This is a genomic window from Robiginitalea aurantiaca, assembly GCF_030380815.1.
GTDB lineage: Bacteria > Bacteroidota > Bacteroidia > Flavobacteriales > Flavobacteriaceae > Robiginitalea > Robiginitalea aurantiaca.
The window spans coordinates 408,168-420,500 of sequence record NZ_JAUDUY010000003.1 but is presented as its reverse complement, the minus strand read 5'-3'; the positions used below and the strand labels follow the sequence as shown (position 1 = coordinate 420,500).

The 12,333-nt window shown below is 45.6% G+C and carries 15 protein-coding genes; 14 read left to right on the top strand and 1 reads right to left on the bottom strand.

Annotated features, from left to right (window positions below; translation table 11 throughout):
* The first annotated feature begins 98 nt into the window (after positions 1-98).
* The 9 genes from QU605_RS08280 to QU605_RS08240 all read left to right on the top strand — a co-directional run bounded on the left by QU605_RS08280 (position 99) and on the right by QU605_RS08240 (position 8,493).
* Positions 99-701, top strand: a complete 603-nt coding sequence (locus QU605_RS08280; RefSeq protein ID WP_289724818.1) for a short chain dehydrogenase — start codon at positions 99-101, stop codon at positions 699-701.
* Between the two features lie 6 nt (positions 702-707).
* Complete coding sequence (locus QU605_RS08275; protein WP_289724817.1) at positions 708-1,673, top strand: hypothetical protein; 966 nt, start codon at positions 708-710, stop codon at positions 1,671-1,673.
* A 167-nt stretch (positions 1,674-1,840) separates the two neighbouring features.
* The gene (locus tag QU605_RS08270) at positions 1,841-2,620 is read left to right on the top strand and encodes a glycoside hydrolase family 16 protein (RefSeq protein ID WP_289724816.1); all 780 of its coding nucleotides are present in this window, start codon (positions 1,841-1,843) and stop codon (positions 2,618-2,620) included.
* A 33-nt stretch (positions 2,621-2,653) separates the two neighbouring features.
* Positions 2,654-3,412, top strand: coding sequence for a flavodoxin family protein (locus QU605_RS08265; protein ID WP_289724815.1), 759 nt, complete (start codon positions 2,654-2,656; stop codon positions 3,410-3,412).
* Between the two features lie 18 nt (positions 3,413-3,430).
* On the top strand, positions 3,431-4,696 hold the full coding sequence (locus QU605_RS08260; protein WP_289724814.1) for a phosphatidylserine decarboxylase: 1,266 nt from the start codon (positions 3,431-3,433) through the stop codon (positions 4,694-4,696).
* A gap of 318 nt (positions 4,697-5,014) precedes the next feature.
* The gene (locus QU605_RS08255; protein ID WP_289724813.1) at positions 5,015-5,230 is read left to right on the top strand and encodes a hypothetical protein; all 216 of its coding nucleotides are present in this window, start codon (positions 5,015-5,017) and stop codon (positions 5,228-5,230) included.
* Positions 5,231-5,343: 113 nt separating this feature from the next.
* A complete protein-coding gene (locus QU605_RS08250; RefSeq protein WP_289724812.1) occupies positions 5,344-5,586 on the top strand; it encodes a hypothetical protein in 243 nt (80 codons plus the stop codon).
* Between the two features lie 95 nt (positions 5,587-5,681).
* On the top strand, positions 5,682-6,191 hold the full coding sequence (locus QU605_RS08245) for a lactoylglutathione lyase family protein (protein WP_289724811.1): 510 nt from the start codon (positions 5,682-5,684) through the stop codon (positions 6,189-6,191).
* Between the two features lie 112 nt (positions 6,192-6,303).
* Positions 6,304-8,493 (top strand): S9 family peptidase, encoded by a 2,190-nt coding sequence (locus tag QU605_RS08240; protein WP_289724810.1) that lies wholly within the window; start codon positions 6,304-6,306, stop codon positions 8,491-8,493.
* Positions 8,494-8,545: 52 nt separating this feature from the next.
* On the opposite strand, the gene QU605_RS08235 is transcribed toward QU605_RS08240, so the two are convergent.
* The gene (locus QU605_RS08235) at positions 8,546-9,016 is read right to left on the bottom strand and encodes an ABA4-like family protein (protein ID WP_289724809.1); all 471 of its coding nucleotides are present in this window, start codon (positions 9,014-9,016) and stop codon (positions 8,546-8,548) included.
* Positions 9,017-9,248: 232 nt separating this feature from the next.
* Between QU605_RS08235 and QU605_RS08230 the strand changes: the two genes are divergently transcribed.
* The 5 genes from QU605_RS08230 to arsM all read left to right on the top strand — a co-directional run bounded on the left by QU605_RS08230 (position 9,249) and on the right by arsM (position 12,300).
* Entirely contained in the window at positions 9,249-9,419 is a 171-nt protein-coding gene (locus QU605_RS08230) for a DUF6747 family protein (RefSeq protein ID WP_289724808.1), read from the top strand.
* A gap of 72 nt (positions 9,420-9,491) precedes the next feature.
* The gene (locus QU605_RS08225) at positions 9,492-9,623 is read left to right on the top strand and encodes a hypothetical protein (protein WP_289724807.1); all 132 of its coding nucleotides are present in this window, start codon (positions 9,492-9,494) and stop codon (positions 9,621-9,623) included.
* Between the two features lie 198 nt (positions 9,624-9,821).
* The gene (locus QU605_RS08220; RefSeq protein WP_289724806.1) at positions 9,822-10,445 is read left to right on the top strand and encodes a TIGR04282 family arsenosugar biosynthesis glycosyltransferase; all 624 of its coding nucleotides are present in this window, start codon (positions 9,822-9,824) and stop codon (positions 10,443-10,445) included.
* Positions 10,442-11,257 (top strand): purine-nucleoside phosphorylase, encoded by an 816-nt coding sequence (locus QU605_RS08215; protein WP_289724805.1) that lies wholly within the window; start codon positions 10,442-10,444, stop codon positions 11,255-11,257. The genes QU605_RS08220 and QU605_RS08215 overlap by 4 nt, the downstream gene beginning before the upstream one ends.
* A gap of 77 nt (positions 11,258-11,334) precedes the next feature.
* On the top strand, positions 11,335-12,300 hold the full coding sequence (arsM, locus tag QU605_RS08210) for an arsenosugar biosynthesis arsenite methyltransferase ArsM (RefSeq protein ID WP_289724804.1): 966 nt from the start codon (positions 11,335-11,337) through the stop codon (positions 12,298-12,300).
* Positions 12,301-12,333 lie beyond the last annotated feature (33 nt).

Genomic DNA, 12,333 nt, shown 5'->3' with positions numbered 1-12,333 from the left:
TAATCTGTAGTTACCACGGTTGAAATGCCGGGGATGACCTCAACAGGAATAAAGCTATATTGAACTGAAAACCCTAGCTTTATCTCAAAGTAAATACGATGAGAATACTAATCATTGGAGGTCATGGTACGATTGGAAAAAAGGTGACTTCCCATTTTGCAGAGGGAAACGACCTGGTTATTGCTGGCCGGACAAGCGGGGATTATACCGTAGACATCTCGGATAGTAATTCCATACAGGCATTGTTCGAAAAGGTTGGTTCAGTCGATGCGGTAATCTGTATTGCAGGAGAGGCGAAATGGGCAGACTTTGAGGAGTTGACAGAGGCAGACTACTATATTGGCTTAAAAAGCAAACTGATGGGGCAGGTTAACCTTGTCCGGATTGGAAAGAACTATTTGAGCAAAGGAGGATCCATTACGCTCTCTACTGGTATTTTGGCCGATGATCCGGTAATCAAAACGACAAGTGCTGCAATGGTCAATGGCGGTATTCACAGCTTTGTCCAGGCAGTTGCACTCGAAATTGAAGACGGAATACGCGTAAATGCGGTCTCCCTGGGTGTGGTTGAGGATGCCTACGATAAGTACAGGGATTATTTCCCGGGCCATAATCCGATTCCCATGACCAAGGTTGTAAACGCGTATACCCGAAGTGTAAAGGGAAAAGACAACGGTAAGATCATCAGGGTTTATAACTGATATCCCATGAAGAAGGCAATTGTTTTGTTTCTCCTCCCCCTACTGACATCCATGGGATTTCAGACGTACGAAAGTCCGGATTATCTGGAGTATCACAAACAAATTACCGCAGCGGAAAAGTCAATTGGCGAACACCAATTTAAAGCGGCTTTAGAACAATACGCTCAAATTTTTGAGCGCTACGATTTCGTTTTTATGCGAGACTACAAAGTGGCTTCGCAATTGGCGCTATACCTGGATGACAGGGCTAAGGCTTGCGAATATATCAAGGCGGGAATGGCGGCCGGATGGGCCCTGAAGGACATTAAGAAAAATAAGTTTTTAAAGCCCCTTCAGAAGGACTCTGAATGGACTGAAATACAGCAGTCTTATGCCGGGCTTCGCAGTCAGTACCAGGCCAAAATCGATCCGGATTTAAGGGAGGAAGTACATCTTATGTTCAAAAAAGATCAGAAGAAGGCCATGGGGGCCCTCCTAAAGATAGGGAATAAGGCTCAGGAAAAGTACGGGACAATCACATTTGCACCGCATAGCGAAAAACAGATGCTCAGCCTTGTGGAAATAATCGACACAGTGGGATATCCGGGAGAAAAACTGATTGGGAACGACTTCTGGATGTCTACGATTATCAGTCACCACAATTCGATTTCCCTTGAATATTCCAGAAGAGATACCCTTTATAATTTCATCAAGCCCAAATTGATCGGGGCTATTGAAAATGGCGAGATGTCACCTTATGAATTTGCCCTGGCAGATGATTGGCAAAAGGCGGCCGCCTCAGAAAGGACGGCTATAGGATATGGGTTTCTGATTTCACCTAAAAAATCCACCCTTTCACAGACGGATGAATTAAGGGCTAAAATCGGGTTGCGATCCATAGGGTTGCGAAATAAATTGGTGGAAATCGAGGAAAAAACCGGTATGAATTTCCATTTGCCGGACTGGATAGAGGGCAAAATTAATATTGAGTAACCCAGCGGTTACCATCTGTCAAATCTATCCCTTACCTTTAGTCTGTCTCCAAAGAAAGGAATGATCTTTCTGTATTAAATTTTCACAAAATGAAACAGGTTTTAACCATAGGCTTGCTTGTATTTTTAACATTGGTTTATAGTTGTAAAAACAGCGATAAAAAAAGTATGGCAGTACAAGAATCGGATGCTATTTGGGAAACGGATTTCCTCGATGAATTTGAAACTTTTAATCCAGAGAATTGGCAGGACCAAAGGATTTGGGTAAATAATGAAAATCACTGCTACGTGCCCGATGGCGAGTTTGGCACCCGGGAGGTAAGTGAGGGTACCTTAAAGATCAAAGTGGTCAATACAGGCGAAAAGCGACCTTGTGATAATTTTGACAAACATGGCCAACAACACCCCGACACCGAATATGTTGCCGGACGAATTTGTTCTAAAAATCGCAAAGAATTTGTGAAGGGCAAGTGGACGGCTCGTCTTAAACTATCGAGTAATGGAGAGGCAAGTATGTTCCCGGCCTGGTGGTTGCTCGGGGCCCAGAACAACGAGCCCCCGGTTCAGGAGGATGATGAGACCATTTGCTGGCCGCTTACAGGATCCGGAGAAATCGACATTTTTGAACATCACGGGGACCATATGAAAGATGAATTTACCACAGGGGCAATTGTTAGTTTGGGTGAATGTGACAAAGGGGACTGGGAAAGTCAAAGAAGAAATTTTCCGGCAACACTGAATGAATTTCATGAATACTCCGTGGAATGGGAAGCGAGTGACCTGGTTTATCGACTCGACGGCAAAGAAGTCTACCGGAATCCGGGTGAAGGTGATAAGTATCCAGAGCCCATGTTTGCTATTTTAAACTTCGCCAAAATCACCGACTCGCCTATGAGCGGCGAATGGGTCATGGAGGTGGACTGGGTAAAGCACGAATACAGAAAGTAAATTACAAGCGGCATATAAACCTAAACCTTAAAAATGAGCGATCAACTTAAACGGATGACCGAAAAGCATTGCGAAAACCCTCCGGCATCCTACGATGACCTCAAGGTGCTGTTTCTCAATTGTACGCTAAACCGCACTCCTGTGCTGTCCCATACAGAGGGCCTGATTCAGAAAGCACAGACCATCTTTGAATCTGTGGGTGCTGCCACGAAAATTATAAGACCCGTAGATTACGTCATTCCGGCAGGTCTGGGCCTCGACATGTCTAAAACACCGGAATGGGACCGTGACGATTGGCCCCTTATTCAAAAAGAAGTGGATGCCTGTGACATTCTTATTCTTTGTACGTCGGTTTGGCTGGGCGAAAAGTCATCCGTTTGCAACCGAACCCTGGAGCGCATGTATGGCTATACGCATCAATTCAACCAGAAAGGCCAATACAGGGATTACGATAAAGTGGGGGCCACATTAATCACAGGAAATGAAGATGGGGTAAAACATTGTGCCATGAACATTTTGTTTTCCTTGTCCCATATCGGATATACTGTTCCACCCCAGGCAGATGCAGGTTGGATGGGTGAGGCAGGTCCTGGACCATCATACCGGGATCCCGGTTCCGGAGGACCGGAAAATGACTTTACAAACCGGAATACGACATTCCTGGTTTGGAACTGTTTGCACCTGGCCAGAATGCTGAAGGACAATGGAGGAATCCCTGCCTATGGAAATCAACCCGATGAATGGACCGCCGGGTGCCAGGCTGGATTTGACAGTCCGGAGCATAAGAGATAACCACCTAAATTTATTAAAATGAGAGCCTTAAAAAATTTGATTTTCGTCCTGGCGCTAAGCCTCCTGGTATTTTCATGTGGCGCCCCTGAAGAAGTTGAAGCTGGAAAAGCGACAAAAGAACTTATGACCCTTTTGGAGAAGGATCCTGCTTTAAAAGCAATGCTGGAATCCTCCTTAGAGAAGGCGAAAGCCATTAATCCGGACCCAAATACGAACCCGGCCCAAAGCCTTGAAGAGTATTACAGGTTTGTGACATGGATGGAAACCACAATGCCATGGGCAATTATTGAAAAAGAAGAGTATCCCGAGATTTTTGACAATATTTTTCAGGGGTTCTGCGCCTTCTATTTCCTTATAGATCAACCCCTTCCAGAGCTGGAAGGTAAAGGACTGGTAAATAATTCCCTTCAGTATTACGGGCCCTTTTCAGCATGGTTGACCTCCTTTAGTAAAACCTGGGGCGACTACCTCGATACCGAAGCATCTTGGAACGAAGAATACTATCATATGGCGCTAAACGATCCAAATTTTGGCCTTCAAAATGGGTGGTATGAAGACCCTTCAAACTGGAAGACTTTCAACCAGTTCTTTGCACGCTATTTGAAATCCCCGGACCAGCGCCCCATCGCAAGTCCGGAGGTGGATTCCGTCGTGGTATCGTTTGCCGACTCCGAACCTCAGGGAGTTTGGGCAATTGATAGTCTATCGAATATTGAAAGTAAAGCCGGGGTACCCGTAAAGTCTGCTACCCTGAGATCCGTTAGTGAGTTGATTGGTGAAGGAAGTGCCTACCAAAACGCTTTTGCCAATGGAACACTGACACATTCCTTTTTGAACGTCAATGATTACCACAGGTATCACTTTCCCATAGGCGGCAAGATCCTCGAATCACGGATTATAAAGGGTATTAACCCAACAGGAGGTGAGCTTTGGTGGGATGCAGATCAAAAACGATATGCCTTCAACCCCACGGCCAAAACAGGTTGGCAATCTGTGGAAACCCGTGGGTGTGTTATCCTCGAAACCGAAAACTATGGATTGGTGGCCCTACTACCCATTGGCATGGCAGTAGTTAGCTCCGTTAATTTTGAGGCCAATATTACCCCTGGCACGCTGGTCCAAAAAGGAGATATGCTGGGGCACTTTGCATTTGGGGGCTCAGATTTTGTCATGATCTTCCAGGAAAATGTGCGCTTTGAATTACAAGCCCCTATGAATGAGGACAGCACATATTACAAGCACATGCTCATGGGGGAACATTTAGGGGCTGTAACCCTTAAATGATAGTGAATCTTAACACTATCCTTAATTATTTTTGCTTTCATCATCGCCCTTATTGCGAGTGGCGCCTGCTTTACGTGTTCGACTTTTAAGAATGGAACTTTGACAACCATGCATTGGTAGTGGTCTGTTACATTGCCTTTATGTCCTCCCTTGGATTTAACATTAAGAGACCCTAATAAATAAAAGCAGTTAGTTGCTGACTTCCCTCAAATGGATGCTTCCCCGGGGTATTTATTTTTTCCTTATTTTTAGGAGCCGCTGCATTTTATCTGGACAGCTCCAAATTTTCAATCATTGCGCCAAGTCAACACAAATCCCATGACGACAAAAAAATTACTTCAAGGCTCTTTCAGCGTTTTTACCCTGCTCCTTTTGATCGTTGTAGCCACAGTAGTTTTCGCTTTGCCCTTTCTTCTCCTGGATTACTATTTTAATCTGGAAGTGGCTTTTCTGGCCTATATCATGGTTGCCTTCATTTCTTTGGTATATTTATTTATAAGATACCGGAAAGACAAATCCTTGAACCGGACTTAGGAGCACATTAGATTTTCCATTGGAATACGTAAAGCACGAAGACATTCTGGGATTGAAATTTTGTTCCGGAACCATGTGGGTCCGAAACTTTCGGCCTGCATATCATTTTGTACATGGCCTTTGAAACCATTATTCACCCCGTAATCATGATAAAAAAAACACTTCTCATTGCAGCCTTATTGGTCTCAATTACGGCCTGCAATATGAATCCAAACAAAGAAGAACGACTTCAGAAACTCGAAACTGAAATCGCACAGTCCCAGGAGCAGATCAAAGCCCTGGAAACCAGAGTACAAACTCTGGAAAGGGAAAACGAAGCCCTTCAGAAGCGGATCCTGGCATTTGAAGAACCGTAAAAAGAAATGGATTGGCATGGGATTGTAATTCCATGAAATACTTTCGTAAGCCCGGGTCAGGGCCGCTCTTTGAAAACGAGATAAAACCTCACAATATGATCAACTCAAATTACCCAAGGTCTTTTTCACACATCGGCATTACCGTTCCGGACATTGAAAAGGCGGTAGATTTTTATAGTCAAGTAATGGGGTGGTATCTCATTATGCCCCCTTCAAAAGTCCTGAAGGAAAGTGAAACGGCCATAGGGCAAATGTGCATCGATGTTTTCGGAACGGATTGGGAAGCCTTTGAAATCGCCCATATGTCCACTTCAGACGGAATAGGGATCGAATTGTTCGCTTTCCCCCATGGAATGAAGGAAGCCCCTGAGTTCAATCCGTTTAACACCGGGCTTTTCCACTTCTGTGTACAGGACCCGGAGATTGAAGCTTTAACGCAAAAAATTGTTGCACATGGCGGGAAACAGCGGATGCCTATTCGCGAATACTACCCGAACGAAAAACCTTATAAAATGGTCTATGTGGAGGATCCTTTCGGCATCGTCTTCGAGATCTATACCCATAGTTATGAACTGACCTACTCCTCAGGAGCCTATCAGGAATAGCGCTTAGAAACATACTCTAAACAGTATACGACATTGATTTGCCGGCCCGGCCAAATACAGGATAAAAATTGACTTTCCAATTGTAATAATGAAGCTTAAAAATCAACTACCCATGCCTAAGAAGACCTTTAAAACCCTTTTATTTGTTTGCCTTTTATGCCTTTACTTTACGGGGGCAGCCCAGGTAAACTGGACAAACGACGGGGATTCCTATTTTAAACTGGAAAACAATGAGTTGCGGACTTATACCCTGCCGGATCATGAGGCAAAAACCGTCATTTCCAAAACCCAATTAACCCCTGAAGGCCATTCAGAACCCCTGGAAGTGGCCCATTTCTCATTTTCATCGGATCAGCAAAAAATACTGTTGTTTACCAATACGCAGAGAGTTTGGAGGCTGAACACAAAAGGGGATTACTGGGTTTTTGACTTTAAAACCAATACACTGAAGCAGCTCGGGAAAAACCTCCCATCGGCCTCCCTGATGTTTGCGAAATTCTCACCTGACGGAAACAAAATCGCTTATGTCTCGGGGAACAACTTATACAGTGAAAACTATGAATCCGGCGCCATTCAAGCCCTTACAACCAACGGCACGGTTTCCCTGATAAACGGAACCTTTGATTGGGCATATGAGGAAGAATTTTTCTGCAGAGATGGCTTTCGATGGAGTCCGGACAGCAAATCCATTGCCTACTGGCAGATCGATGCAGGGGATATTAAAAAGTTCTACATGATAAACAACACCGAGGAAATCTATTCTCAGTTAGTCCCGCTGGAATACCCTAAAGTAGGTGAAACCCCATCTGTCTGCAGGGTTGGAGTTGTTGCGCTTTCAGATGCCAAAACAAAATGGATGGAGGTCCCGGGGGACCCCGCCCAAAACTACCTGGTCCGTATGGAGTATATCCCGGGGACCAACGAGCTTTTGCTTCAGCAATTGAATCGAAAGCAGAACCAGAGTACACTGTACATCGCGGACGCCTCAAATGGAAATACGAAATCGATTCACCAGGAGTCGGACGAGGCCTGGGTAGACATGTTTCAAGTCGGGAATCCCTATGCCATAGACTACACCAACGGATTCAGTTTTCTGGATAAAAACAAAAATATCCTGTGGGCCTCCGAAAAAGACGGTTGGCGGCATTTGTACCAGGTTTCCCTTGAGGGTAAGCCGGAGATGCTCATCACAAAGGGCGAATTCGACGTCATAGATTTGAAGCACATCAATACCAAAGAAGGATTCGTCTATTACCTGGCATCCCCGGATAACGCCACCCAAAAGTATTTATACCGGTCCAGACTGAACGGAAAAGGAAAAAATGAGCTTGTATCCCCGGAAAGCCTCAAGGGTACCCATGATTATTCATTCTCCTCGAACGGCACCTACGCAGAGCATACGTTTTCAAACCACCATACGCCCAGGGCCAAGGAGTTTATAAAAGTTGTCAATCACAAAGCCCTGACTGAGAAAGAAAGCATTCTCGCCAAACTTGGGGAACTGGAAGAAAAGCCAACCGCAGAGTTTTTTACCATAACAACAGCAGACAATATTGAAATGGACGGATGGATGGTCAAACCAACCGATTTTGATCCGTCTAAAAAATACCCTATCGTATTTTACGTCTATACCGAACCTGCGGGAACAACGGTGAACGACGCGTATAACGTCGGTCGGAATTGGTTTTACAAAGGGAATATGGCCGATGACGGATATATCTATATTTCCTTGGATAACCGGGGCACCCCTGCTCCCAAGGGAAGGGAATGGAGAAAATCCATCTATCGAAAAATTGGGGTAGTAAATATCAGGGACCAGGCTATGGCAGCCAGGGAAATCCTGAAATGGGATTTCGTCGATTCAGAACGCGTAGCCGTATGGGGCCATAGCGGAGGGGGGTCAGCAACCCTGAACCTGATGTTTAAACACCCGGATATATACAAGACAGGGATTTCACTCGCGGCTGTGGCCAATCAGCTGACCTATGACAACATTTATCAGGAGCGCTATATGGGCTTACCCCAGGAAAACAGAGAAGACTTTATCGCAGGCTCACCTGTAACGCACGCCGGGAAGCTGGAAGGCAACTTGCTCTACATCCATGGAACCGGAGATGACAATGTCCATTACCAAAATGCGGAGTTGCTGATCAACGAGTTGATAAAACACAACAAACAATTCCAGTTTATGCCCTATCCGAACCGATCGCATGGTTTTAGTGAAGGAGAAGGGACGTGGGAGCATCTTTCAACGATGTACACAAACTACCTTAAACTTCATTGCCCTCCCGGAGGAAGGTAAGCCGGGGCTTATGGTTACTGTGTTAGCGTAACCCCCCGGGTCCGCCTCCCTTTTATCCCTGATCCTCAAAAGGGATATCCAGCTTACGGGTATGAGCGATTCGTATCAAAGAGTAAACCAGCAAGCCGAAGGGCCCGGTCATCAGGGTGAAAAACAGGGGAACGATCATTAAAAATCGATTCAACCCGATCCTCCGCGCATCCCTGGCAATAATAAGCCCTGCAAATAAATCAAAGGCCAAATAATGTATCCAACCGATCAGGATAACCCGAGGGGATCCAAATGCATTCGCCAGGGCCTCCAATGAAGAACCCGCTTCAGGATCGAAACTCCCCAAATCTCCAAATAACAACACCGCATAAGTGATAGCCAGCGCCAGGATGATCAGGTAATACACCATCTTACCGGTATACTTCCAGGACGGGGCAAATAGCAATAAAAGCCAGCCAGGCAAAATCCAGGCATTGGCAATCGAAAAAATAGTTTCAAAGGATCCGGTCATTACGATAGTAAGATACACCATCTGATAACCAGTACCAAAGAAGATATGGCAAGGTCCCGAACGCACCAAACATCGGTGTTTTCCCACACATGCCCCTTGTGTGCAAAATTATACTCCGGGGATGAAATGCAGGTTTTTTCGATAAGTGGAAATGGAAAGTGCATTTCATCGATAATATAAGGGGTCAGTCCATTTCACTGGCCTGATATCTCTTTAGACCTGAAATTTGTAATTGAATCCTAAATCCTACGACATGAAAACAACACTACTTCTTAGAGATCTTTATTTTGAAGCATTCAGAGAACTTGGAAATTTTATCATTAGAAATTCTTTTAAGGCTTTTGCATGGTTCAGCTTTGCAATGATCGCTACCGTTGTCTACGCTTTTGTATTCAGACTAGCCACCGGTTACGCTTTTGTATAAGCCTTTATCTGGGATCAGGTTACCCAGACTGACGAAACTGATAATTGACTCTTTTACGCGAACACTATTATTATGAAAAATAACCCAACCCTCTCGTTTTTTGCCGAAATTGCCAATACGGTGCACCGGTACCGTGGAGCTATACTCTTCTGGGTTTATCTTATGGCCATTGTCATCTATGCTACCCGCCTGGTGGAGTATTAATATTCACTAAGCAAATCGGGTTCAGCCACAGGTTTTCCCGCGGTCCTTTGATACAGCGGGAATCCGATACCCAATACCTAAATTCAGAAAGCCCGGAAGACCACATTTTTATGGCGTCTAAATGATATCTTTGTAGTTGAACGCATACCCTCATTCCGTTTACATGGAACGTTTGGGTAGTTTTAACAACACTGAGACTTGTTGAGGACCTCCTCCCGTGCACTTCTTATCTTCACCAGGAATCCTGTTCCCGGAAAATGTAAAACCAGATTGGCTGCTACTATTGGCGATCAGGCCGCCCTGGAGGTTTACCTTATCTTACTTCGACATACCGCTGCGATAACTGCCAAACTCAATGACGCAGACAAACTGGTCTATTTCAGTGAGCACCTCGGAAATGGTACTATCTGGGATCCCGAGACCTTTCGCTACAAGCTACAAGAGGGCACAGATCTGGGCCAGCGAATGCAAAATGCTTTTGAAGATGCCTTTGAGGCAGGCTATTCCGAAGTACTCATTATTGGGAGTGATATGTATAACCTGAACACTTCCGATCTCAAGGAAGCTTTTAACCGATTCATGGAGGCGGAAGTCGTGCTTGGCCCCGCCCAGGATGGGGGCTACTACCTGCTGGGCCTCAAAGGCCCAATCCCAAAACTATTCCGCAATAAAGCCTGGGGAACCCACACCGTACTCAAAGATACCCTGGAAGACCTGAAGGATTTAAAGGTATCCCAACTATCCGTTCGAAATGACATTGACCAGTACGAAGACATCGCAGGAATCCCTGTTTTCGAAACTTTTGCAAAAAAAATAAAATGACAGAAAAGCAACTATCGGCATCGGCAACCTTATTAAAAGAAAAAGGATTTATCGAACCTGAAATAGGTATCATTCTGGGTTCGGGCCTGGGGCGTATGGCAGATGACATTGAGAATGCCCATATCGCGCATTACCATGAGATTCCGTTTTTTCCATTGGCCACGGTGGAATTCCATAGCGGGAAACTAGTTTACGGGAACCTGGAAGGAAAGAAGGTTGTCGTGATGCAGGGCCGCTTCCATCTTTACGAAGGTTACAGCTTAACCGAAGTCACCTATCCCATTAGGGTTATGCAGCGCCTAGGGATAAAGAAACTACTAATTTCCAATGCGGCCGGTGCCGTAAACCTGAACTTCAAAAAAGGGGAATTGATGCTTCTGGAGGATCACATCAACCTGCAGGGGGGATCCCCTTTGGCATTTAAAAATGTTACCGACTTCGGGGACCGGTTTATAGACATGAGTGACCCCTACGATCCGGACCTGAGAGAAGGCCTGCTGGAGACCAGCCGAAGGCTCGGTATTACTTTGAGGACAGGGGTTTATGCAGCCGTAACAGGCCCGCAACTGGAAACACGGGCGGAATACCGGATGCTGAAAACCCTTGGGGCGGATGCCGTGGGAATGAGCACAGTACCGGAGGTCATCGTTGCAAATCAACTTAAGTTACCTGTTGCGGCCATTTCCGTTCTCACCGATGAATGTGACCCGGACAACCTTGCTCCGGTCAATGTTTCTGAGATTATACAAATCGCCAGTGAGGCAGAGCCACATATGATTGCGCTATTCCGAAATCTGATTGCCGAAATTTAACACAACTTCAGTTGTAAGCAATATTCCTGAACCCCTACTAATTCATCAAAGTAACCGCTTTAATATTTTAAACCCTTATGAGTTATCTTCAAGCTACTTCCGATCTTTATAAAGAAGCCGCTTTAAAGCCGGATGTCGGACTTTGCTGTACTACCAATCCGATATGGCAATTCCCTGGACTATCCATCCCCACAATCATGCAGGAGATGAATTACGGCTGCGGAAGCACAGTTTCTGCCCAGGATCTGTCAGGAAACCCAAAAATACTTTACGCCGGGGTGGGCGGGGGCATGGAGCTGCTTCAGTTCGCTTATTTTTCAAGGCAGAAAGCAGGGGTGATCGGTGTAGATGTCGTAACGGAAATGCTGGAGGCTTGCCGAAAGAATTTTAAAATTGCTGAATCGGAGAACCCCTGGTTTTCGTCAGATTTTGTTGAACTCGTTCAGGGGGATGCACTAAATCTTCCCATTGCGGACCAAAGTGTAGATATCGCGGCTCAGAACTGCCTTTTCAACATTTTCAAAGAAGAAGACCTGAGAAAGGCCGTAGCGGAAATGTACCGGGTGCTGAGGCCCCATGGCCGTCTGGTTATGAGCGACCCGGTTTGCGATGTGCCCTTAAGTGATGCGCTTCGCAATGATGACCGCCTGAGAGCGTTGTGCCTGAGCGGCAGCATCCCGGTAAAGGATTACATCAAAATACTGACGGATGTTGGGTTCGGAACCATTGAAGTACGCGCACGACGTTTATACAGGGTATTGAGTCCAAACCACTACGCTGTTGATGAACTCATACCCATAGAGTCCATAGAGATCGCTGCCATTAAGGATCCCATGCCGGAAGATGGCCCGTGTATTTTTACGGGCAAAAGCGCGGTGTATTATGGTAAAGAAGACTATTTCGACGATCAAAAAGGGCATGTCCTGATTCAGAATCAACCCCTTGCTGTCTGTGATAAAACGGCTCAGGCACTCTCAGAATTAGATGCTGAAATCTATGTGAGTGATAGCACCTGGCATTATAATGGTGGCGGGTGCTGCTAACAAGGTGTCAGGGTTCTTTCGGGGGGGAAATCT